Source organism: Nocardia sp. N2S4-5 (assembly GCF_044628355.1).
In the GTDB taxonomy this organism is placed as follows: Bacteria; Actinomycetota; Actinomycetes; order Mycobacteriales; family Mycobacteriaceae; genus Nocardia; species Nocardia wallacei_B.
In genome coordinates this window covers 6664281-6686580 of sequence record NZ_JBIUPM010000001.1, presented here as the reverse complement: position 1 = coordinate 6686580, position 22300 = coordinate 6664281, and the positions used below count along the sequence as shown (strand labels likewise).

18 protein-coding genes are annotated in these 22300 nt (G+C 70.8%); 3 read left to right on the top strand and 15 right to left on the bottom strand.

Annotated elements, in window-relative coordinates; all coding sequences use genetic code 11:
• Positions 1 to 14: 14 nt before the first annotated feature.
• From ACFMRZ_RS30925 to ACFMRZ_RS30900, 6 genes are read right to left on the bottom strand one after another with little or no spacing between them, the layout of a single operon-like run.
• On the bottom strand, positions 15 to 968 hold the full coding sequence (locus ACFMRZ_RS30925; protein WP_400181785.1) for a ScbA/BarX family gamma-butyrolactone biosynthesis protein: 954 nt from the start codon (positions 966 to 968) through the stop codon (positions 15 to 17).
• Positions 965 to 1873, bottom strand: coding sequence for a nucleoside-diphosphate kinase (locus tag ACFMRZ_RS30920; protein WP_400181784.1), 909 nt, complete (start codon positions 1871 to 1873; stop codon positions 965 to 967). Before ACFMRZ_RS30920 ends, ACFMRZ_RS30925 begins: the two co-directional genes overlap by 4 nt.
• On the bottom strand, positions 1870 to 2991 hold the full coding sequence (locus tag ACFMRZ_RS30915) for an SDR family oxidoreductase (RefSeq protein WP_400181783.1): 1122 nt from the start codon (positions 2989 to 2991) through the stop codon (positions 1870 to 1872). Before ACFMRZ_RS30915 ends, ACFMRZ_RS30920 begins: the two co-directional genes overlap by 4 nt.
• Positions 2988 to 3236: a phosphopantetheine-binding protein gene (locus ACFMRZ_RS30910; protein ID WP_400181781.1), complete on the bottom strand. Its 249-nt coding sequence runs from the start codon at positions 3234 to 3236 to the stop codon at positions 2988 to 2990. Before ACFMRZ_RS30910 ends, ACFMRZ_RS30915 begins: the two co-directional genes overlap by 4 nt.
• Positions 3233 to 6622, bottom strand: a complete 3390-nt coding sequence (locus tag ACFMRZ_RS30905; protein WP_400181780.1) for an AMP-binding protein — start codon at positions 6620 to 6622, stop codon at positions 3233 to 3235. Before ACFMRZ_RS30905 ends, ACFMRZ_RS30910 begins: the two co-directional genes overlap by 4 nt.
• On the bottom strand, positions 6612 to 9290 hold the full coding sequence (locus tag ACFMRZ_RS30900) for a phosphoenolpyruvate synthase (protein WP_400181779.1): 2679 nt from the start codon (positions 9288 to 9290) through the stop codon (positions 6612 to 6614). The genes ACFMRZ_RS30905 and ACFMRZ_RS30900 overlap by 11 nt, the downstream gene beginning before the upstream one ends.
• A gap of 275 nt (positions 9291 to 9565) precedes the next feature.
• Between ACFMRZ_RS30900 and ACFMRZ_RS30895 the strand changes: the two genes are divergently transcribed.
• From ACFMRZ_RS30895 to ACFMRZ_RS30885, 3 genes are all read left to right on the top strand, one after another.
• The gene (locus ACFMRZ_RS30895; protein ID WP_400181778.1) at positions 9566 to 10186 is read left to right on the top strand and encodes an ESX secretion-associated protein EspG; all 621 of its coding nucleotides are present in this window, start codon (positions 9566 to 9568) and stop codon (positions 10184 to 10186) included.
• 158 nt (positions 10187 to 10344) lie between these two features.
• Entirely contained in the window at positions 10345 to 10719 is a 375-nt protein-coding gene (locus ACFMRZ_RS30890) for a hypothetical protein (RefSeq protein WP_280276260.1), read from the top strand.
• Positions 10716 to 11999: a hypothetical protein gene (locus tag ACFMRZ_RS30885; RefSeq protein WP_400181777.1), complete on the top strand. Its 1284-nt coding sequence runs from the start codon at positions 10716 to 10718 to the stop codon at positions 11997 to 11999. The genes ACFMRZ_RS30890 and ACFMRZ_RS30885 overlap by 4 nt, the downstream gene beginning before the upstream one ends.
• A gap of 315 nt (positions 12000 to 12314) precedes the next feature.
• Here the strand turns inward: ACFMRZ_RS30885 and proB are convergent, their stop codons facing one another.
• From proB to ACFMRZ_RS30840, 9 genes are all read right to left on the bottom strand, one after another.
• Entirely contained in the window at positions 12315 to 13442 is a 1128-nt protein-coding gene (proB, locus tag ACFMRZ_RS30880) for a glutamate 5-kinase (protein ID WP_400181776.1), read from the bottom strand.
• Positions 13443 to 13499: 57 nt separating this feature from the next.
• Positions 13500 to 14960: a GTPase ObgE gene (gene obgE / locus ACFMRZ_RS30875; RefSeq protein ID WP_400181775.1), complete on the bottom strand. Its 1461-nt coding sequence runs from the start codon at positions 14958 to 14960 to the stop codon at positions 13500 to 13502.
• A gap of 106 nt (positions 14961 to 15066) precedes the next feature.
• A complete protein-coding gene (gene rpmA, locus ACFMRZ_RS30870; RefSeq protein ID WP_280276264.1) occupies positions 15067 to 15333 on the bottom strand; it encodes a 50S ribosomal protein L27 in 267 nt (88 codons plus the stop codon).
• Positions 15334 to 15376: 43 nt separating this feature from the next.
• Positions 15377 to 15688 (bottom strand): 50S ribosomal protein L21, encoded by a 312-nt coding sequence (gene rplU, locus ACFMRZ_RS30865; RefSeq protein WP_040747090.1) that lies wholly within the window; start codon positions 15686 to 15688, stop codon positions 15377 to 15379.
• A gap of 285 nt (positions 15689 to 15973) precedes the next feature.
• On the bottom strand, positions 15974 to 18940 hold the full coding sequence (locus ACFMRZ_RS30860) for an Rne/Rng family ribonuclease (protein WP_400181773.1): 2967 nt from the start codon (positions 18938 to 18940) through the stop codon (positions 15974 to 15976).
• Between the two features lie 34 nt (positions 18941 to 18974).
• Positions 18975 to 19409, bottom strand: a complete 435-nt coding sequence (locus tag ACFMRZ_RS30855) for a translation initiation factor IF-2 N-terminal domain-containing protein (protein ID WP_400181772.1) — start codon at positions 19407 to 19409, stop codon at positions 18975 to 18977.
• 461 nt (positions 19410 to 19870) lie between these two features.
• Positions 19871 to 20287 (bottom strand): nucleoside-diphosphate kinase, encoded by a 417-nt coding sequence (gene ndk, locus ACFMRZ_RS30850; RefSeq protein ID WP_400181771.1) that lies wholly within the window; start codon positions 20285 to 20287, stop codon positions 19871 to 19873.
• Positions 20288 to 20454: 167 nt separating this feature from the next.
• Positions 20455 to 20844, bottom strand: a complete 390-nt coding sequence (locus ACFMRZ_RS30845) for a DUF4233 domain-containing protein (RefSeq protein ID WP_400181770.1) — start codon at positions 20842 to 20844, stop codon at positions 20455 to 20457.
• A 13-nt stretch (positions 20845 to 20857) separates the two neighbouring features.
• A complete protein-coding gene (locus ACFMRZ_RS30840; protein WP_280276292.1) occupies positions 20858 to 22231 on the bottom strand; it encodes a folylpolyglutamate synthase/dihydrofolate synthase family protein in 1374 nt (457 codons plus the stop codon).
• Positions 22232 to 22300: the final 69 nt, after the last annotated feature.

The following is a 22300-nucleotide window of genomic DNA, read 5'->3' as shown; positions in this document are numbered from 1 at the left end:
GCCGTTTTCGCCATTCACGCCTGCCCCGCCGCGAACTCCAGCTCGATGCGGGCGGCCGACGCACCGCACTGGAGCACGTCGCATCGGACCGTGTCCGGCGCGGAACCGACGAGTTCGGCCGTGCATTCGGCGCCGCGGTCCAGTTCCACGAAGCGGTCGAACCTGCTCGCGACCCGCCGCAAGCGCGGCGTGCGCGGCAGCAGCATGGCCACGGCGGTCTGGCGGGCCGCCTCGATCAGCAGGCTACCGGGAACGTGGTCGAGCGGGTGATCGAACAGAAACGGGTGCGCGGTGTCCGCGGCGAGGGCGGCCGTGGCCGACACACCCGCGTGCCGGACCGGTGCGACCACCACATTGCGCCGGTTCTCCCGGCCCACGGCGGCCGCGTTCGCCCGCTCGGCATGCGCGGGCGCGGTGTGAAAGGGCCCGAGCCCCAGGCTTTCCCGGAACTCGGTGCGTGTCCTGGCCCACTGCCGCTGAGTGATCCAGAAGAACGAGCCGTCGACGGTCATCATGGGCGTTCCCCCGCAGTCGATCTCGAGCACCATGTCCAGCCCGCAGACGACGCCCTGACGCCGGTGCCGCCGGGCGATGCCGACGGTCATCACCAGGTCGGCGGGCGCCCGGCCGATCGACCACGCCGCGGTATCGGCGGCGGTGCCGTTGAATTCGCGCACGACGAACGCCATATCCTGTGGCACGGCGAAGTATTCGTGCGTGATCGCGATCGCGGCCTGGCGCGCGGCCTCCATCACCAGCAGCGGATCGTACTGCGCCACCAGCGGTTCGATGTGATCGCCGTAGTAGGCGTGCATGCGCGGGAGCTGAGCGCCGGCCACGAACTCCTCCGGCGACCGCGCGTGCAGCGAGGTGACGAAGACCTCCGAGACCGCGCAGCGGTGCGCCAGCTGCCGGGAGATCGTGCGCACGTGGCTCGCGGCCCGCACCATCGCGGTGTCCGTCGTCATGGGAGACCCTCCAACCAGTCGGGTGCGCCGACCGGCCGCAAGGTCTGCGGTCCGGTTCCGGTGCGCATGGGAAGTACCTGGGATCCGAGCACGATCACCGACCACGGATCCATCGCTCGATCCGCCGCCCAGGCCGCGCGCAGCAGCGCCGCGCAGGCCTCGTCGGACCGCGGATCGAAGCCGTCCGGCGGTCCGCCGAGGTCGGCCAGAATGCGCTCGATCGCCGCATCGCGTTCGAATTCGCGTGCGGGCGTTCGGGAATAGAGTTCTTCGGCCAGTTCCGCCGCGTGTCCCGAGCACTCCGTGCCGGTGCCGATATCCGCCAGCACCCGCGAGCGGGTGTGCTCGTCGAAATAGATGGCGAGTTCACGCAGCACGTCGGCCGGATCGTCCGGCGAATGCACCAGGTTGAGCAGAAAGCTGTCGCGGCCGAGCAGGTGGCGCAGTTCGCCGGGGCGCCGCTTGCGTGGGTCGGTCGCGCCCTTCGCGGCGGTCAGGCGCACCGGTGTCGGGAGTTCGCCCACCGGTCCACCGACCACCAGCACGAGGGCATCGGAGATGCCGACCAGCAGATCGGCGAGGCGACGCCGTTCGGGGGAGGCGATATTCCAGGCGTAGTACCACAGGGCGCGCACCAGATGGCGGTTCACCGCCAGCGGGCGCGCACTCACCACCCGGAAGTCGTTGTCGCGCAGCCATTGCAGGGTGGGCAGTACGGCGCGGCCGACGATGGCGTCCGGCTTCAACAGCAGCATCGAGTGCTCGCGCGCGAATTTCGCGGCGTCCAGACCAGCCTCGTCCAGCTGTGCGACGGATTCCTGCACGTAGGTGTCGCCGCTGTAGATGTCCGCCTTGGCGGGCAGCGGAGTGAGCGGGACCAGCAGGTCACGCAGCGCGGCGGTCATCGGCGGTCACCCCGATCGGCTCCGAGGACCGGTTGCGGCCGCTCCTCGTCCACTCCGGCGGCCGCCAGCACCTCCTCGATCGACGGCAGCGGTGTGCCGAGATACCCCGATTCCAGGCAGTGATCCAGCAGCACCCGCAGGTATTCCTTGCCGCTCTCGGGGCCCGGACGGCCCAGCAGCGCTTCGGCATTCGCCGTGGCGAACCGCACCCTACGGGCGAAATAGCTGGTGTAGAGCGCGCCGACGCGCAGGTAGTACTCGCGCTCGATCGGCTCGAGATCGTCGGCGTCGAACGAGGTCTCCGGCACGAACGTCGCGACGTGGAACGACGGGTACTCGGCCAGCACATCCGAGACCTCCCGCAGCGACAGACTGTCCCGGCCGACCGCGTGAAACGTGCTGCCGCACCAGGTCTCGGCATCGGCGGTGACCGCTGCGATCACGTCGGCGACATGATCGACCGGCGCGGGCGCGAGGGTGGCGTCGTAACGGCCCGGCAGCGACCGCAGCTTGCCCTCCACGATCAGCTTCACCACGGAGTACAGGTTCTTGTAGTCGCGGATCACCCCGGTGCCGGTGGCGCCGGTGACGATGCCCGGACGCACGATCGCCCACCGCAGCCCCGGGGTGCCCCGGACGAGCAGCTCGGCGCGGAACTTGCTGTCCTCGTAGCCGTTTCCGAACTCCTGCCCGGCCTCGAGTTCGTCCTCGCCGATCGTCCCGCCGCGCAGGCCGCACACGTAGGCCGTGCTGACGTGCACCAGCGGAACGTCCCAGCGCAGGGCCTGCTCGACGGCGTGCGCCGTGCCGCGCACATTCAGGTCGTCGTACTCGGCGGCGGTGGCGTCGAAGGCCGTGGTGGCCGCGGCGTGCACGAGCACGCCGACCCGTTCCGCCAGCTCGGCCTCGGTCCGGGCGTCCAGGCCGAAGCCGGGTTGCCGAACGTCACCGCGCACCGTCCGCACGCCGTCGACCGGACCGCCCTCGTTGTTCGACAGTCGCGAATTACGGTGCAGCACAGCGGTTACCGGGCTGCCCGCGGCGACGAGCCGGGCCGCGACCTCGGATCCGACCAGCCCGGTGGCGCCGGTGATCAGGACCTCCGACCGCCCCGTCACGACAGCGTCCGTTCGATCAGGGCGATCACGTCGCCGACCCGGAGTACCCCGGCCACCTGCTCGGGCCGGTAGCGCGGAAGGCCGAAGGCCCGCTCCAGCACCACCGTCAGCTCCATCAGTCGCAACGAGTCGAACCCGAGGTCCTCCACGAGCCGCCGATCGTCTCCCGTTCCGCCCGGCTGGGGGGCCATGGCGACGACGAGATGCCGGACACGCTGCGCCACATCACTGTCCACGCCGGTCATCGCGGTCCTCCTTCTCGCAGATGGGGTTGCCTGCCGCCGGAGGTGAGCAGATCACGGGCCTCGTCGAGCGGCAGGTCGGTGTCGAGATAGCCGGCGACGCGCAGCCAGTCGTAGCTGATGTCCAGGGTGCGCCGCCACTGCTCTCGGGAGTCGAAGGAGGCCGGGAAGTCGCCGCCGCCGACGTGGCCGCGCACCCGAGCCACGAGATCGTCCAGCCGAGCCAGCTCGGCCAGGGCGTCCTCACCGGCCGCGAGCGTCTGCGCGAAGTTTACCCGGCCGGCCTCCTCGACGGAGCGCAGCAGTTCCCCGCGACGGGAGGCCGCGGCCGGAAGCAGCCGCGTCAGTGTCGGTCCGGGCGCGACGTCCGCGGGCAGCGGATGAATTCCGTACGCGCACAGCACCATCCGTACCGCCATCGCCACCATGCGGTGCGCGGCGATGTCGGCGACGGCGCCCTGACCTCCCTTCATCGCGCCGACCAGATCCTCTCGCGCGTTCTCCAGCACCACGTTCGACCACACCAGGTCGAGCGCGCACGCGGTGAACCGCTCGGCGGGCAGCGGTGCGAGCGTCGCGATCGCCGCGTCCTCCCGTCCGGCGCCGGACAGTCCCAGTACCGGCACCGCCGGTCCCGGCGCCGGGGTGTACGGGCGCAGCGGCTTGCACATCGCCAGTGCCGGCGTGATCGGACCGTCGCCGCGCCACTGCAATCCGACCAACCCCAGCCGCACGAACTCGGCCAGCTCGGACCCGATGTCGGCGCGCCCCAGCACCTCTCGCAGGGACCGCCGCACCACCACCGATCGCCAGGCGCGCCCGGCCGCGTCCGACAGCACGAACACATCGCGGTCCGCGCGCAGCACGTGCACGCGCTCGCCGATGCCCCAGGTCGTCACCCCGGGCATCCGGGCCAGCACCACCTGATCCGGATCGTCCGCCACCCCGGCCACGCCGAATTCCGCAGCCAGCGCGACGATTTCGGCGACCGTCGCCGATTCCGGCAGCGCGCGATAACGATTGGCCAGTTCCGCCGCATGCGGTTCCGGCTCACCGCTCACCGGCTGGGTGAGTATCCGGTCCAATTGCTCGGGCAGCCATTTGGTTTCGATGTAGGTCTCGCCGTAACCGGTGGCCCAGGCCTTGACCGCCTGCACCAACCCGTCGCGAGCCCAGGCCTCGGCCTCCTCCCGCTCGCCGAGGGCGGCGAGGGCGACCGCATAGCGCAGGGCCTGGCGGGCGCGTTCGGCCCACCACTCGCCCGCCTTGCGCGCGAACTCCGGATTCGGCAGCAGCGCAAGCAGTTCGGCGAGTTCCGGGGAGCCGGGATCGGCGCGCAGGACGGTGGCGCGCAGGAAACGCTGACAGCGGTTGAGCACGTCCTCGTCCAGCGCGGCCGGGTCCGTGGCCTGCGCCACCCGCCGCAGCTGCGCGCGCAACTGAGCCACCGAACGGGTACGCACCTCCACCCGGCGTCCGTCCAGGAACAGCACCGTGGGCAGCGTCGGCAGGTCCTCGTCGCCGGGCGCGACGGCCAGGAAGTCGACGTCGGAACCCTCGTTGCCGAAACCCTCCGCCAGCGAGCCCTCGAACAGCACCGCCGACCGCGCCGGCACACTCACCTGGTCCAGGGCACGGTCGAGCAGCCGCCGGGCCGCCGCGACGGTCAGCACCGGTTCGGGTCGCGGGCCGTCCTGTGCGTCCTGGTCGCGGTCGGTCGGGTCGTGCACCACGGCGCCTTCCAGGCCCCCGTCGCCGAACAGCTGCCACATGTGCCGCCGGCGCGGTTTGCCGCTCGAGGTGCGTCGGATGAAGCCGCGCGGGCCGGTGACGATCCGCGCGGTCTGCGCCGGTCCGAGCGCGGCCCGCAGCACACTGCGGGCCTGTTCCAGCCACGGACCCGGCGCGGTCTCGGCGAACAAGACGATGCCCTGGGCGCCGGCGTCGGTGTGGGCGACCGCGGCGAGTTTGCCCTTGGTGATGCCGGTTTCGCGGGCGACCCGCGATTCGATGTCCTCCATGAACACCGACCGTCCGCGCACCTTCAGGCTCGAGCCCATCCGTCCGAGCACGAAAACCTCGTCGCGGTAGCGGAATCCGGCGTCGCCGGTGTAGAGCCGCCCGTTGTCGATGCGGGTGCCGCCCTCGGTGGTCGTGGTGTAGCCCAGCGCCACGGAGTCGCCGGTGACCACCATCTCCCCGAGCGTGCCGTCCGGCAGTTCGCGGCCGTCCTCGTCGACCACCCGCACCTGCGACTCCGCCGTCGAGAAGCCGAGCCCGGTGATCCAGCCCGGACCCGTCACCCAGCGGCCGTCGCCGAGTTCGGCCTCGGCCACCGGCCGGACCGGCTGCCCGAACCGCAGGCTCGCGCCGTCCAGCCGCAGGGCCGTCACGGGTCGTTCGCGCGCGGAGGAGGTCACCATCAGGGTCGCCTCGGCCAAGCCGTAGGCAAGGGTGAATGCGCGTGCCGAAAAGCCCTGCGGTCCGGCCATTTCCGTGAACGCGTGCAGATCGGCGACCTCGACGGGTTCGGAACCCACCGCCAGCGTCCGCCACCCCGACAGGTCCAGCCCGGCCACCTCCTCGGGCGAAACCCGGTGTGCCACATAGCCGAGCGCGAACGACGGCGACGGCGTGTGCTGCGCGTGCGTCATCGCCCGCAACCACCGCATCGGGTCGCGAATGAACTGGTCCGGCCGCATCAGATACAGGTCGCCCTGATTGGTGACGGTGGTGAAGAACGCGCCGACCAGGCCCATATCGTGATACAGCGGCAGCCAGGACGCCATCGCCTCGCCGTCGCGCCAGTCCACCAGACGGGTGATCATCTCGATGTTGTTGGCCAGGTTCCGCCACGACACCCGCACCCCGCGCGGGGTCCCCGTCGAACCGGAGGTGAACTGCAACAGCGCGCACTCGGCGGGCGCACCGAATTCCCGCTCGGACACCGGTTCCGGGTCGTCGGCGAGCACCGGGTCATCGGTTCGTCCGGCCTCGGCCATGGCCTGGCACACCAGCGGACGCAGGTCGGCCGAGGTCACCACCAGCCGTGGACGCGCCTGCCGCAGAATGGCCGCGACATGCGAAATGTATTGGGCCAGATCACCGAAGGTGGGCGGGGCGATCGGGGTGAACACGCCGCCGGCCGCCCACACCGCGTAGAACGTTGCGACGCAGGGGAATCCGGTCGGCATGATCACGCAGGCGCCCTCGCCGTCGCCCAGCCCTGCGGCCCGCAGGCGCGCGGCCACCGCCCACGCCAGCTCGGCCAGCTCCCGATAGGACCGGAACTCCCAGCCGTCGGCCTCGTCGGCCAGATGAATGCCGGTGTCGGTGGCCGGATTCGCCAGCCAGCCCCGCACCGCGTCGATATCGTTGTCAGCCTGCATGGGGACCGTCTCCTTCGGCCAGTACCGTCACGGTGCCACCGGTGCCGTCGACTCGAATCGACATGCCGGTGCGGAGCATCGTGGTGGCGTCGCGCAGTTGCACGACGGTCGGCACGCCCAGTTCGCGCGCCACGATCGCGACGTGGGTCAGCGGGCTGCCGCGCTCGATCACCAGCGCCGCCGCCGACGGCAGCGCGGCCACCCAGCCGGGATCGGTGCGGTAGGTCACCAGCACGCCGCCCGACACGTCGCGCGGCTGGTCGACCACGACGGCCGGGCCGGTGCCCACCCCGGGTCCGGACGGTGTCCCGGTGAGCACGGCCCCGGCGGTCGCGGCGGGCATATCGGTGATCGGTACCCAGCCCTGCGCCGCCAGTTCCGCGCGCCCGAATCCCGGTCCGCGCGTGACGAACCGGGAGGGGGCGACGAGCCGGGCATCGGCCGCCCGCTGCTGAGTGCGCGCGGCGATCAGGGCCCGCAGCGAGCCCGTGTCCGCGCCCTCGTAGCAGCCTCGCAACTCCTGCACGGTCAGCTGGAACACATCGGCGAAATCGTCGATGACGCCGCGCGCGGCCAGATCCCGGCCCATCACCCGGATCATCCGCTTCACCATCCCGAACGCGCGGGTGCGGCAGAACCGGAGCCGTTCGCGATGTGCGGCGCATCGGCCGACCTTGCGGCGCAACCGTTCGTACAGTGCCCGGCGCACGCCGTGCAGATGCTCGTCCAGATAGGTCTCGGCCTCGGTGCCGCGGCGCGTCTGCTCCTGCGGCAGGGCGGCGCGCAGCAGCACGAACAGGCTCGCCGGATCCTCACGCAGATCCGGTGTCTCGAGCTTCAGTTCATCGATGCTGCGATAGCCGTAGCGTGCGATGTACTCGTCGACGCGGGCGAGGAAGTCGGTCCGGCCCGCGCTGGCGAGTTCGTCCCGGATGCCTTCCGGCGCAGTCGATTCGATGAGGGCGCGGAGTTCCGGGTCGGCGCGTACGACCTCCGCCAGAGCCGCCATCGCGCGCGCGGGCTCGGCCGACTCCACCTCCTCGCCCGGTCCGGCGACCGCGTACAGGAACCATTCCGGCGCCTTGGGCAGGAATGCTTTGGTCAGCACGTACAGCAGGCCGGTCAGGGTCAGCAGCATCGCGTCCAGCACCATCATCGGCCCCCAGCGCCGGACCAGTTCCCGGTCCAGCTGCCGGTAGCGGGCATAGGCCTGCTCGCCGGTCAGCGCGGCGTCGTCGACCGTGTCGAATTCGTCGTAGACGCGGTAGAACTCGGTCAGGAACCGCCGCATCATGCCGTCTATGCCCGCGATGCGGCGCACGTAGACCGCCGTGGTCACCGTGCGCGACCACAATCGGGCGAGCGGATTGCGGAAGGTGAAGGGCCGCAGCGTTTTCGCTATCTCGTCGGGCAGCGGCTCGGCGACACCCAAGGCCGCCTCCAAGACCCGGCGGTTGAGCGGGTAGCCGGGCGCGATACCCACCATCCGGTACCAGTGCAGCAGGTTGTAGTAGACGCGGCCGTGGAAGCAGCCGAGCAGGACGCCGGTCCAGTCGTCGGTCTGGCGCAGTTGCCGGGACGGTACCCGCAGCGATTCGGCGTAGCCGCGGTAGACCCGGCCGTAGATGTCGGCGGCGGTGGTGAACGTGAGGGGCGAGGTGATGCCGTTGAAGCTCTCGAGGATGTTGGAGTTGTCCCAGATGCGCAGTTCATCGGGGTCGAGCCGCTCCCCGGCGCCGCGTAGCGGGGCGCCGACCGGGGTGGTGATCGGGCGGGCCTGCAAGACCCACAGCCCGTCCGCGTCCGCGGCCCATTCGATGTCCTGGGGCGCGCCCAGCGCCGCCTCCACCCGGCGGCCCAGTTCGACCAGCTCGGTCAGCTCGGCCTCCGACAGCACCGGCGCGGCGCGCTGCTGCTCCGGTACCGGGACCTCGACGCAGCCGTGGTCGCCGTCGGGTCGGATCGCGGTGGTCTTCTCGCCGTGCACCGATTCCACGACGGCTCCGGAAAGCTTGTCGACCACAAGGGAATCCGCGTCCACCGCACCGGAGACCAGCCCTTCGCCCAGGCCGTATACCGCGCCGACCACCAGTTCGTCCGGTGCGCCGGTCATCGGGTTCGCGGTGAACAGCACGCCGCTCGTCCGCGCCTCGACCAAGCGTTGCAGCAGCACCGCCGGAACGCCCGGCAGCGGCAGACCGTGGGCGAACGCATAGCGGATCACCCGTTCGGCGAACGCCGATGCCCAGCAGGCTCGCACGGCGGCGCCCACCGCCTCGACGCCGCGCCGGTTGAGAAACGAATCGAACTGTCCGGCAAAGGAATACGTCGCGCCGTCCTCCGCGGACGCCGACGACCGGACCGCGATCGCCGCGTCGCCGAACTGTGCGCAGGCGGCCCGCACCCGGTCGGCGACCACCACCGGCAGGGCCGTCGCGGCGATCCGCTCACGCAGCGCCGCGCCGCGCCGCAACGCCTCGCCGACATCCGTTGTCCGCGCGAATGCCGCTGCCGCCGTGACTAACTCGTCGTCGAGGTGGTCGAACAACCCGGCCTCCAGGACCACCCACTCCGGTACCCGGAACCCGCTCTCCCGCAATCGCCACAGCCCACGCGCCTTACCTCCGCCGGCCTCGGCACCCTCGGTGTCGGGACTCACTACCTGCACACACCCTCCCGTCGCTGACGCGGCACCGCCTACGTGGCGGACTCGCCACGGGTATATCCGACATACCCGACCCTGGGGCCGTTCCTCACTCGGAGCGATCTCAAACCAACTGGTGCGCAGGCGGTCACCACGGTGTTGTTGAGATATAGGATCGGTATCCAGAGGTGTTAACGCGTATTTCCGCAGATCGCGGATTCGATATCGCCTGGCCGCCCGCACGGCGCCGGGCTAGGCTACGAGACGCTCGTGACCATCGGCGAAGGGTGTTTGTCGGCGTGAGTTGGTCTTTCACACCGGACGAGTTCGCACACATCTGGCGCGAGACCGACCTGGATCGCCACCCGTTCCCGCTGCGGATCCTGGAAACGCCGCGCACCGACGACGAGGCCGCGGCGCTGCGGCGCACCCTGGAGGCCCGGCTACCGCTGCGCGCCGACCCCGATCTGTCCGCCTGCCTGCGGATTCTCGCCCAGCCACAGACCCGGGTGGTGGCCCTCGGCGGCGGGCACGGGCCGGGCAGCGAGATCCGCGCGCTCGGCGCGGCCGTCTACGACCACGCCGTGCTCGCCGTGCAGGAACCCGGCGGCTGTCCCGGCTTCGGCGGCGTCGTGCACCTCTCCATCGGCCACAGCGCCAAGCTGGGCGCGCGGATCGCGGCGCTGCTGCCGGAGACGCCACCGGGCCGCGAGCCCGCGCGTTCGGCGCCCACGGCGGCGGTCCGCGACGAGGAGACGGTGATGGCCACGCAGCCGAGAGTCCCCGCATCCGGCGGCTGTTGCTGCGCCCGCACACGGCCGAGGGGCACATCCGCATCGAGGCGGCCCTGGATCGGGACAATCCGCCCGCGCCGGTCTACTACACCTGGATCGACGTCGCCGACGACGGCCGCTACCTGATTCGCGCCGGTGACGAGGTGCATATCGTCCCCGCCTCGGCGCAGCAGCTCGCCGCGCACCTACAGAAACGGATTGCGAGGTGAACCGGCCGCACGGCTGACCGGGACCCGCCCGACCGATTAGGCTGGGTCACGACCGACCGATCAGAGGGGGTGCGCATGACGATCGAGGCGAGTCAGGCCGACATCGCCAAGTTCCTGGACGCGGCGCAGCACGGCTCGGTCCGGTTCGACCCGGCAGCGGCTCGCCGGTGCGCGGAACTCTACGACCAGCAGATCGCCCGGTTGCGTCACCTGCAGCAGCGCCTGGAATCGGTGTCGCAGCTGCACGGCTTCGGCGGCTTCTTCTCCGCGGAGCAACTGCAGGCCGGCTTCTCCCGCAAGGCCCGCGACGCCGCCGAACTGCTCGACCGGCACATCGCCGCCTCCTATCGGATGAAGGAGGGCTTCCTGATCAGCGCCGGACTGTACGAGGAGGCCGATGCCGCGCACGCCGCCGCACTGCGCGCGGTCTCCACGAGGCTGTCGCGATGACCACGGAATACCGGTACGGTCCGCAGCCGCGCCGCAACGACCCGGACTACATCAGCGCGATGGAGCATTTCGAGTCGTTGACGCACGAGCAGATCCACGCCGGCACCCAGCGCATCGACGCCGGTGAGATCCTGCAGGCCTCGCTGGTGTGGCTGGAGGCCGCGGGCACCCTCACCACCTCCATGCCCTTGACGCGCAACGAGGTGGACCGGGCGATGAACGGCGCGGGCTGGCAGGGCGCGGCCGCCGACGCCGCCGACGCGTGCACCCGCGGCCTGGCCGAATCCGTCGAGGAGCTGGCCGCGATCATGGGCGAGGTCGGCGCCCGCCTGGGCGCGCTCGCCGCCGCGGCCGAAGCGGTGAAACTGGCCGTCGTGCCCCCCGGCAACTCCGGCCCGATCGGCGCGATCGCCCGAATCCTGGAGGCGGCACACGTCCTCGACGCCCAGCTGGCACAGGAGGCCCTGCGCCAAGAGGCGCTGCTGGCCATGAACATGATCTACAAGCCCGCCTACACCGCCGCAGGCACCGCAGTCCCAGCCCTCCCCGACTCCCCGGCCCTCCCCGGCGGCGCCCCCGACTCTTCCCCCACGAAACCCTCTGCCCCCCAATCCCTTCCACCGCAAAACTCGTCCCCACACACGGCACCACCACAGGATCCGGCACCGCCACAGGACCCGGCACCGCACACCGCCCCGCCACAGGATCCAGCGCCGCACACCGCGCCGCCACAAGGCTCCGTGCCCCCGCAGGACTCCGCACCCGACCCGGACGGTCCACAACCACCCCGGCCAGAGTCCCCTACCCCGGGACAGCAAGCACCCCAGCCGCCCCAATCCTCCACGCCGACAACGCCTACCCCACCCACACCATCGTCACCCCCGCAGGACTCCACGCCCGGCCCGGACGGTCCGCAACCACCCCGGCCGGAGCCCTCCACTCCGGGACAGCAGGCGCCCCAATCCTCCACGCCCACAACCCCTCCGCCGCCAACCACGCAACCTGCACCCATCCCCACGCCGGAGCACACGCCCGCACCGCCGCAACCCCCGACCGAGACGGCTCCGCCACCCGCCGCGCCGCCACCGTCCCCGGTGCCCCCACCACCCCCGGCCCCCGAGCCCGCCCCGGCCCCGCCACCACACACGCCCCCACCCCCACTGGAGCCCGGCCCACCTCTCTCCGACGAGGAGGGCCAGCCCGGCATCACCGGCCCGATCCCGGACACCTCCAGCCCCACCACTCCCGAACAACCCGGAGTCAGCCCACCCGGCCGCTGAGCAACTCACCCGTCCCGCAACCCTGACACCACGACAGGTGACAGGGCATATCAGTCGACAGAGGAAATGCGCGATGGTTTTTGCAGCCCGCCGGCCGGAACAACTCCACCATCAGCTGCACGAGACCATCCAAGTCGAACACCCCGACAACAACACGCTCATCACCGCGCCGTCGGAGGAACACCGCCCCCAAACGCGACCACGCCCACCTCCTACAGCGGCTGAGCGACGCATGAGCATTCGCTACCCGAGCGCCGAATAAAACACTCGAGGCGAGCACGCCGTTCATTCGTCCGGCATGATCCGGTTCCCCTGCTACACCTTCACCAGATCGTCTGCGTGAATCACGGGGCGCTGCATGCCTTCTGGGAGGTCGGTGGTGGAGCGGCCGACCATGGTCTGTAGTTCGGTGCTGTCGTATTCGGCGACGCCGCGGGCGACGACGTGGCCGTCGGGGGCGATCAGGTCGATGACGTCGCCGCCGTGGAAGCGGCCGCGGACGCCGGTGATGCCGGCGGCCAGGAGGGAGCGGCGGCATTGGGCGACGGCCTGTACCGCGCCCTCGTCGAGCAGCACCGCGCCGCGGCTGTCGGCGGCGTGCCGGACCCAGAACTTGCGGGCGGACAACCGGACCGGGCGGGCGGCGAAGGCGGTGCCGACGGAGGCGCCGGTGAGGGCGGCGGCGGCATCGGTCGCGGCCGCGAGCAATACCGGCACCCCGGCGTCGGCGGCGAGGCGGGCCGCCGACAGTTTCGACGCCATGCCGCCGGTGCCCAGCGCACCGCCGCTACCGGCGATCACGCCGTCCAGGTCGGCGCTGCTGCGCACCTCGGGGATGAAGTTCGCGGCGCCCTTGCGCGGGTCGCCGTCGTAGAGACCGTCCACATCCGACAGCAGCACCAGCGCGTCCGCGCCGACCAGATGCGCGACCAGCGCCGCCAGCCGATCGTTGTCGCCGAAGCGGATCTCCTCGGTGGCGATGGTGTCGTTCTCGTTGACCACCGCGATCGCGTGCAGTGAGCGCAGCCGGTCCAGCGTCCGCTGGGCGTTGCGGTGATGCTCGCGGCGGGAGAAGTCACCGGCGGTCAGCAGCACCTGCCCGACCGTCCGGCCGTATCGCGCGAACGACGTACCCCAGGCGTGCGCCAGCGCCAGCTGCCCGACGCTCGCCGCCGCCTGTTTGGTGGCCAGATCCCTTGGCCGCGAAGACAATTTGAGTGGCGCGATCCCCGCCCCGATGGCGCCCGAGGACACCACGACGACATCGGACCCCGCCCGCATCCGCGCCTCGACCGCGTCGGCCAGCTTGTCCAGCCGTCCCGTATCGAGACCGCCCGCCAAACTGGTCAGCGCCGACGACCCGATCTTCACCACCACGCTGCGCGCGGTCGCGACGGCTTTGCGCGCCTCGCTGATGTCCTGACCCGAATCAACCTGCGTCATAACAGAACTCACTCCACAACACCGAACATCGTTGCGCCGCGGCACCGTTCGACGGCCTCACTGGCCGTCCTCGTCCTCCGAGACCAGCCCGCGCCGCACCCGGGAGGCGTGCTTGCGCTCGGCCGCCGAGATGCGTTCGGTCTGATCGAGCCGGGGATCGGTACCGCGGCCGGTCATCACCAGATCCACGCCCGCGGAGATCTGCGGTTCCCACTCGAAGCTGATGTCGCCGATGGTGACCGGCGCGCCGGGCTCGGCGCCCAGCCGCTCCAGTTCCGCCTCCACGCCCAGCCGGGCCAGCCGGTCGGCCAGGAAGCCGACGGCCTCGTCGTTGTCGAACTGAGTCTGGCGCACCCAGCGTTCCGGGCGCTCGCCGCGCACGATGAAGCCGCCCTCGACCTCCGGGTCGACGGCCACCGTGAAGCCACTCTCGCCCCGCACCACCGGCCGGATGACCGGACGCTTCGGGGCCGCCTTCGGATGCGCCTCTCGGTACTCACGGATCAGTTCGGCAAGCGCGAAAGTCAACTGCCGCAAGCCTTCCCGACTCACCGCCGAGATCCGGAAAACCGGCCAGCCGCGCGCGGCGAACTCCGGTGTCACCAGCTCGGCCAGTTCCTCGGCGTCGGGGATGTCGACCTTGTTGAGGATCACCACGCGCGGCCGATCGGCCAGATCGCCGAGACCCGCATCGGCCTGCAGCGCGGGCTGATACGCGGCCAGCTCCGCTTCCAGCGCGTCGACGTCCGACACCGGATCGCGACCGGGCTCCAGGGTGGCACAGTCCACCACGTGCGCCAGCACCGCGCACCGCTCGAGGTGGCGCAGGAAGTCCAGGCCCAGGCCGCGTCCCTCGCTCGCCCCTGGGATCAGACCGGGCACGTCGGCGATGGTGAAGGTGGTGTCGCCACTGGACACCACGCCCAGATTCGGCACCAGCGTGGTGAAGGGGTAGTCGGCGATCTTCGGCTTGGCCGCGGACAGCACCGACACCAGCGACGACTTACCGGCCGAAGGAAATCCGACGAGCCCGACATCGGCGACCGATTTCAGCTCGAGGACGAGATCGCGCTCCTCGCCCTCCTCGCCGAGCAGCGCGAAGCCGGGCGCCTTGCGGGCCCGCGACACCAGGGCCGCGTTGCCGAGTCCGCCGCGGCCGCCGCGGGCCGCCACGAACCGGGTGCCCGCCCCGATCAGGTCAGCGACGATATCGCCGTCCGGGCCGATCACGACGGTCCCGTCCGGCACCTTCAGCAGCAGCTCACCGCCCTGCTTGCCGTTGCGGTTGCCGCCCTCGCCGGGCTTGCCGTTGCCCGCCTTGGCGTGCGGGTGGAAGTGGAAGTCCAGCAGGGTGTGCACATTGGGATCGACCTCGAGGATCACGTCCCCGCCGTTGCCCCCGTCCCCGCCGTCGGGCCCACCCAGCGGCTTGAACTTCTCCCGATGCACCGAAGCACATCCGTGCCCGCCCTTACCGGCGCGCACATGCAGCACGACGCGATCGATGAACTTGGACATATTCCTGATCATCCTCCTTCTCGAATGGTCGGCTGCAAACAGAAAACGGGCCAGGGTGTTTGTCACCCTGACCCGCTTCGAAGTGTGGTGGAAGGCTCCGCGCGGCTCAGGCCTGCGTCGGCTCCGGAACCACGATGTTGACGGTCTTGCGGCCACGCTTGGTGCCGAACTTGACCGCGCCCGCCTCGAGGGCGAACAGCGTGTCGTCACCGCCGCGGCCGACGTTCACGCCCGGGTGGAAGTGCGTGCCGCGCTGACGGACCAGGATCTCGCCGGCCTTGACGGCTTGGCCGCCGAAGCGCTTCACGCCGAGCCGCTGGGCATTCGAGTCGCGACCGTTACGAGAGCTGGACGCACCCTTCTTATGTGCCATGGTTGTTGAACTCCTCGTACTTGGGGTGAAACCCCGTAGTCGCTTACTTGATGCCGGTGACCTTCAGGACCGTCAGCTTCTGACGGTGGCCCTGACGCTTGTGGTAGCCGGTCTTGTTCTTGAACTTGTGGATGCGGATCTTCGGGCCCTTGGTCTGCTCGACGACCTCGGCGGACACCGACACCTTGGCCAGCTTGTCCGCATCGGTGGTCAGCTCCGAGCCGTTGACGACCAGCACCGGCGCCAGCGACACCGCCGCGCCCGGTTCACCCTCGATCTTCTCGACCTTCACCAGGTCACCGACCGCGACCTTGTACTGCTTTCCGCCGGTCTTGACGATCGCGTACGTTGCCATCGGTCGGCTACCCTCTTCCTCTACTAGTGCTCGGCACTTTGCTCATGCGACGACTCCCGGTCGACAACCGGAGACCGCCGTACGTCTGGTCTGGTAATCACGCTGCTTCCGCGCTGCGCTTCGAGAAGCGCCACAGCTTTCAGGTGACACAGCGCAATGCTGTCACCGAGCAGCGACTGGCCAAGATTACAGGACCCGCACCCGCCCGGCCAAACCGGGGTGACGCGCGGGCGCGAACGCCGACGGCCCGCACCGATCCGGTGCGGGCCGTCGCTGGTCCTACCCTCAGTTCGGCTGTTCCGGCGCTCCCGCGGCCCGTCCGGCGGACCGGCGGCGCGGACGGCTGCGCGGCTCGACCGGAGCGGCGGGGATGTCGGTGAAGTCGACGGCCGGCTGCTCCTGCTCCGCGCTGGAGAGCACGAACACCGCGCCCTCGCTGTCGGTGCTGGGAGCCGCGGTGGTGCGCGCCACCCGGCGACGCCCCCGGCGGGCGCCGGCGGCCTGCTCACCGGTCGAAGCATCGCCGACGCTCTCGGTCGCAGTGCCCTCGGCGATCGTGGCCGCAGCATCATCAGCCTCGGCGTCACCCTCGACCTCAGCGGCAGCCGCCTCGGCAGCAACCTCGCCTTCGTCCCCGGACGTCGCAACGGATTCCGGCGCGGCGCCGGACACCGCGGGAGTCTCGGATACCACATCGGCGTCGGCCGCCTCGGCCACCGACCGACCGACACCGGACTCTTCGGCATCGCTCGCCGTCGCCGCTTCCCGCTCCTCCGCCTCGGCCGCGTTCGCCGCGGCCTCGGCTCGCAGTGCGGCCGACCGGCTGCCACGCCGGGCCCGCCGCCGCGACCGCCCCGGCGTACTCTCTTCCGAGCCCGCGCGATCGGTGGTCCGGCTCGTGCCCGAATCCGCCTGCGCCGCAGTCGAAGACATCACCTCGAGGTCGGCCTCGGCGGCTTCCTGCACCGCTTCGGCGGCCGCCACCGCGAGATCGGCCTCGACGGTCGCCACCGTGGCGGCCTCCTCGGCTTGATGCGCGGCCATCGCCAGCGCCACCGGATGCGCCCGCTTGACGGCCGCGTCCTCCTCGGTGTGCGGCTCGACCGGTGCGGCGGTCCCGTTGGTGGCGGGCGCGACCGGCGCGGGCGCCGGTGTCTTGTCCTTGCGGCGGCGACGGCCCTCGCGACGGCCGCCGCTCTCCTCGACGGCCGGGGTCTCGACCGGATAGTTGTGCACCAGGATGCCGCGCCCGTGGCAGTGCTCGCAGGTGGTGGAGAACGCCTCGACCAGCCCGGTGCCCAGCTTCTTGCGGGTCATCTGCACCAGACCCAGCGAAGTCACCTCGGACACCTGGTGCCGGGTGCGGTCGCGGCCCAGCGCCTCGGTCAGGCGGCGCAGCACCAGATCCCGGTTCGACTCGAGCACCATGTCGATGAAGTCGACCACGATCATGCCGCCGATATCGCGCAGACGCATCTGCCGCACGATCTCCTCGGCCGCCTCCAGGTTGTTCCGGGTGACCGTCTCTTCCAGGTTGCTGCCGCCCGCGCCGGTGAACTTGCCGGTGTTGACGTCGATGACGGTCATGGCCTCGGTGCGGTCGATGACCAGGGTGCCGCCGGAGGGCAGCCACACCTTGCGGTCGAGCGCCTTGGCCAGCTGCTCGTCGATGCGGAAGCTGCCGAAGACGTCGACGTTCGTGTTCTCGTGCCGCTCGACGCGGGTCAGCAGATCCGGCGCCACCGTGCGAATGTAGTTCTCGACCGTGGTCCAGGACCGGTCACCCTCGATGACCAGCTTCGAGAAGTCCTCGTTGAACAGGTCGCGAATCACCTTGACCAGCAGGTCGGGCTCCTCGTAGAGCGTCTTCGGCGCTCCGGAGCCGTTCTTGGACTGGTTCTCGATGGTCTTCCAGGTGGCCTGCAGCCGCTCCACGTCGCGAGCCAGTTCGTTCTCGGCGACGCCCTCGGACGCGGTGCGGATGATGACCCCGGCATCCTGCGGCACGATGTCGCGCAGGATCTCCTTGAGACGCTTGCGCTCGGTGTCGGGCAGCTTGCGGCTGATGCCGGTGGACGAGCCGCCCGGCACGTAGACCAGGAAGCGGCCGGCCAGCGAGATCTGCGTGGTCAGCCGGGCTCCCTTGTGCCCGACCGGGTCCTTGGACACCTGCACCAGCACGGTGTCGCCGGGCTTGAGCGCCTGCTCGATCTTGCGCTCCTTGCCGCCGAGTCCGGCGGCCTCCCAGTTCACCTCGCCCGCGTACAGCACGCCGTTGCGGCCGCGGCCGATGTCGACGAACGCCGCCTCCATGCTGGGCAGCACGTTCTGCACCTTGCCCAGGTACACGTTGCCGACCATGGACGCCTGGCCGCTGCTGGTCACGAAGTGTTCGACGAGGATGTTGTCCTCGAGCACGGCGACCTGGACGGTCGCGGCCGGGTGTTCGGGGAAGGTCTTCTCCCGCACCACCATGACGCGGTCCACCGATTCGCGACGGGCCAGGAACTCCGACTCGGTCAGGATCGGCGGGCGGCGACGGCCGGCCTCACGCCCGTCGCGCCGGCGCTGCCGCTTGGCCTCGAGGCGCGTCGAACCGCTGATGCCCTGCACCTCGTCGCCGGAGCCGCGGCGCTTGTTGCGCGGCTCGCGCTCGTGCACAACGGTGTTCGGCGGATCGTCCTCGCTCGCCTCGGGCTCGGCGTCCTCCCCCGCCTTGCGACGACGGCGACGGCGGCGACGGCGGCTGGAGCCCTCCGGCACGGCGTCCTCGTCGGACCCGTTCTCGGCGGCTTCGTCGTCCTCGGAGGCGGAGTCGTCCTCGGAGTTCTGCTCGTCCTCGTTGTCGTCGTCCTGGTCGCTGTGCTGTTCGCCACGTCCGCGGCCGCGACCGCGACGACCCCGGCGACGGCGGCGTGAGCGGTTGCTGTCGTCACCGTCGTCGCGGGACTGGTCGTCGTCCCACGAGTTCTCGGTGTCGTCGGTGTCGGTGTCGGCGTCGTCGGCCTGCTGTTCGGCCGGCTTGCTCGGCTCCGCCGCCGCGGGAGGCTCGGGCGCGGCCTCCTCGACCGGCGCGGCCTTCTTCTCTTCCTCGGGCGGGGCCTGCCGCTCGGCACGCAGCTTGCGCCGCATCTCCTGGGCGGCGGTCGCGTCGGGCGGCAGGAACAGCGGCGCGGCCACCACGGCGGGCGGCTCGAAGGCCACCGGCTCGGGAGCGGGCGGTTCCGGGGCGTGGAAGGGACTGGTGAACAACGACTGCCGCAGCGGGCGGTCGGGGGTGGCAGGTTCAGACCGCGCGGTCTCGGACGACGGCGGCTCGGCGGACTCCGCGCCACCGCTCGCTGCCGCCGTGCCGACGGATACCGCGGTCCGCGTGGACGCCTGCGAGCTTCTCCGGCTCGGCGGGCTCCGCGGTATCGGCAGGCGCGGCGGCGGCCTCGGCGGGCGGCGCGGCTGTGCCCGGCTCCGAAGCCTCGGGGACGAGCGCCTCCCGCACCGATTCGGCCACCGTGCGGTCCAGGCTGGACTGCGCGCTGCGGGCCTCGGCGCCCAGTTCGGTCAGATGGGCCAGAATGCGTTTGCTGGTGGTGCCGAGCAGTTTTGCCAGCGCATGGACCCGGATACGTTCGGGCAACTGCGCCGCCTCCCCTGCCCCGGCCGCCTCTTCGGAAGCGGGTTCACCATTACTTTTCGACGTTCCCAGCGGCTCTTGATCGGCCACGAAATCTCCTCGGGCCCCCGGGCGCGTCCCTCCCGTACGGGGAGGTGACGCGGCCGACGCGGGGGCACTGTTCGTTCGCCTCACGCCGCGGGGGCGCGAGGTCCTATGGTCTCGCCCCGCGTGCCCCGTTATCACCTTGTCGTTCGTCGGTCGGCTAACTGGTCACGCGGCGCCTGGCTGTTGGCTTCAACACCGGATGCGAGCGCTCATCCAGCGTGCCCACCGGATGGCCGAGTCTTGGTAACCGTCCGTGGGCAGCGATGATCGGCGTCGAACCGCGGTGCCATGGCCGCGACCGCCACCTGCCGCAAACGGCGGGCGTCGATCACTTCCACAGCCAGTATCCCACACCGTGCGCCGGGCGTTCGCCATCGACGTACTCCCGCGGCGGCGCGCGGGCCCCGCGAACCCCGCCGATCTCCGGCGGGGCCGCGGCCCCGGGCACGGTGTTCGACGCGGTCCTACTGGGGAAGTTCGGGGAACCAGAGCGCGATCTCGCGCTTGGCGGATTCGGGCGAGTCGGAGCCGTGCACGAGGTTGTACTGGGTCTCGAGCGCGAAGTCGCCGCGGATACTGCCCGGCGCCGCCTTCTCGACCGGATCGGTGCCGCCGGCGATCTGCCGGAAGGCGCTGATCGCCCGCGGTCCCGCGAGGACCGCCGCCACGACCGGGCCGGAGGTGATGAATTCGATCAGGGAACCGTAGAACGGCTTCTCGGCGTGCTCGGCGTAGTGGGCCGCGGCCAGCTCCTCGGAGACCGTCTTCAGCTCCAGGGCCGCGACCTTCAGTCCCTTGCGCTCGATGCGGGTGATGACCTCACCGATCAGCCCCCGGGCCACGCCGTCGGGCTTGATGAGTACCAACGTCTGCTCAGTCACGGCGACACTCTAGCTTGGGCCTTTGGCGTCGCCTTCGGCGCCGCGGGTTCGCGGCCCCCTGTGGCTCGGTTTTCAGCGGACGAGACTCGCGCTTCGCGCATGCGCTTCGTCCGCTGAAAACCGAGCCGGGCCGCGAACCAGACCGGGTGGTCTTTGGGCGGATGGTTTCAGGCTCGTTGGCTGGGGAGGAGGCCCTGGTCCATGCGGCGGCGGACGTCGGAGCGCAGGAGGAGGATGAAGGCCCAGACTGCGGCGAAGACTACGCCGATGACGAAGATCGAGATGTGGATGAAGCCGCCCAGCAGCAGTAGGACCTGTAGGGACAGGTTGAAAGGCAGTGCCCACGATCGCCTTTGCAGGCCTGCGCCGACGATCATCAGGACCGCCAGGCCGACCAGGCAGGCTACCGACCACCAGCTCAGGCCGCCGCCGACCGAGCTCACCACGGGCAGTGCCAGCAGTACGGTGATCGCTTCCAGCACCAGCGCGCCGGCCATCACGCCGCGCAGGCCCTTCCACGGGTCGGCGGCGGGGGGCGGGACTTCCTGATCGCTCATGGCTGCGCCTGCCTCATACGGGGTCCTTTCCGAACAGGGAGCGGGCCGCACCGGCGGTGACGACCGAGCCGGTGACCACGATGCCCGCGCCGGACACCGGTTCGCCGGATTCGGCGGACTCCTCCGCGATCGCGATCGCGGTTTCGACGGCGTCGGTGAGTGTGGTGGCGGTGACGACGCGTTCGTCGCCGAAGCGCTGTACCGCCAGATCGGCCAGATCGTCGGCGGCGAGGGCGCGCGGAGAACCGTTGGTGGTCACCACGATCTGGTCGAGCACCGGCTCCAGCGCGGCCAGGATGCCCGCGGCGTCCTTGTCGGACAGCACCGCGACCACGCCGACCAGCTTCCGGAAATCGAACTCGCTGGTCAGTGTCGCCGCCAGCGCCCGGGCGCCGGCCGGATTGTGCGCGGCGTCGATGAAGATGGTGGGCGCGCTGCGCATCCGTTCCATCCGGCCGGGACTCACCGCGGCCGCGAATCCGGCTCGCACCGTGTCGATATCGAGTTGCCGCTGCGCGCCCGCGCCGAAGAACGCCTCCACCGCCGCCAGCGCCAGCGCCGCGTTGTGCGCCTGATGCTCCCCGTGCAGGGGCAGGAAGATCTCGTCGTACACCCCGCCCAGACCCTGGATCTCGAGCACCTGGCCGCCGACGGCGACGCGCCGCGACAACAGCCGGAACTCCGCGCCCGCACGGGCCACGGCCGCGTCGGCCGTCACGGCCCGGCGCAGCAGCACGTCCATCGCCTCGGGATCCTGCTCGGCGATGACGGCGACGGTCTCGCGCGGCACCAGCGGATCCTCGGGCGCCTTCTTGATGATTCCGGCCTTCTCCCCCGCGATGGAGGTGAGATCCGGGCCCAGATAATCGGTGTGGTCCAGCCCGATCGGGGTGACGACCGCGACCTGGCCGTCCACGACATTGGTGGCGTCCCAGGTGCCGCCCATGCCGGTCTCGATCACCGCGACATCGACCGGAGCCTCCGCGAACGCGGCGTAGGCCATGCCGACGAGCACCTCGAACTTGCTCATCCGCGGCCCACCGGCGTCTTGCGACTGCTGATCGATCATCTCGAGGTAGGGCTGCAACTCGCGATACAGCTCGACATAGCGGGCCGGGCTGATCGGCTGGTTGTCGATGGCGATGCGCTCGGTCGCCAGCTGCAGGTGCGGGCTGGTGAACCGGCCGGTGCGCCGGTGCATCGCGGTGAGCAACGCGTCGATCATCCGGGTGACCGAGGTCTTGCCGTTGGTGCCCGCGACCTGGATGGCGGGGTAGCCGTGCTGCGGCGAGCCCAGCACATCCAGCAGCGTGGCGATGCGGGTCAGCGTGGGTTCGATCTTGGTTTCGCCCCAGCGCTGGTCGAGTTCGGCCTCGACCAGCGCCATCTCGGCGAGATCCACCGGAGACGGTCCCGAATGCAGGCGTTCGGCGCCGCCGCGCTGCCGCTCCGGTTC

Excerpts from the sequence above, each read along its gene's own strand:
- ACFMRZ_RS30920 (WP_400181784.1), bottom strand. The coding sequence starts at position 1,873 with ATGACCGCCGCGCTGCGTGACCTGCTGGTCCCGCTCACTCCGCTGCCC.
- rplU (WP_040747090.1), bottom strand. The coding sequence starts at position 15,688 with ATGGCAACGTACGCGATCGTCAAGACCGGCGGAAAGCAGTACAAGGTC.
- ACFMRZ_RS30925 (WP_400181785.1), bottom strand. The coding sequence starts at position 968 with ATGACGACGGACACCGCGATGGTGCGGGCCGCGAGCCACGTGCGCACG.
- obgE (WP_400181775.1), bottom strand. The coding sequence starts at position 14,960 with ATGTCCAAGTTCATCGATCGCGTCGTGCTGCATGTGCGCGCCGGTAAG.
- ACFMRZ_RS30840 (WP_280276292.1), bottom strand. The coding sequence starts at position 22,231 with ATGGCGCTGGTCGAGGCCGAACTCGACCAGCGCTGGGGCGAAACCAAG.
- rpmA (WP_280276264.1), bottom strand. The coding sequence starts at position 15,333 with ATGGCACATAAGAAGGGTGCGTCCAGCTCTCGTAACGGTCGCGACTCG.
- proB (WP_400181776.1), bottom strand. The coding sequence starts at position 13,442 with ATGACGCAGGTTGATTCGGGTCAGGACATCAGCGAGGCGCGCAAAGCC.
- ACFMRZ_RS30890 (WP_280276260.1), top strand. The coding sequence starts at position 10,345 with ATGACGATCGAGGCGAGTCAGGCCGACATCGCCAAGTTCCTGGACGCG.
- ACFMRZ_RS30905 (WP_400181780.1), bottom strand. The coding sequence starts at position 6,622 with ATGCAGGCTGACAACGATATCGACGCGGTGCGGGGCTGGCTGGCGAAT.
- ACFMRZ_RS30885 (WP_400181777.1), top strand. The coding sequence starts at position 10,716 with ATGACCACGGAATACCGGTACGGTCCGCAGCCGCGCCGCAACGACCCG.
- ACFMRZ_RS30845 (WP_400181770.1), bottom strand. The coding sequence starts at position 20,844 with ATGAGCGATCAGGAAGTCCCGCCCCCCGCCGCCGACCCGTGGAAGGGC.
- ACFMRZ_RS30910 (WP_400181781.1), bottom strand. The coding sequence starts at position 3,236 with ATGACCGGCGTGGACAGTGATGTGGCGCAGCGTGTCCGGCATCTCGTC.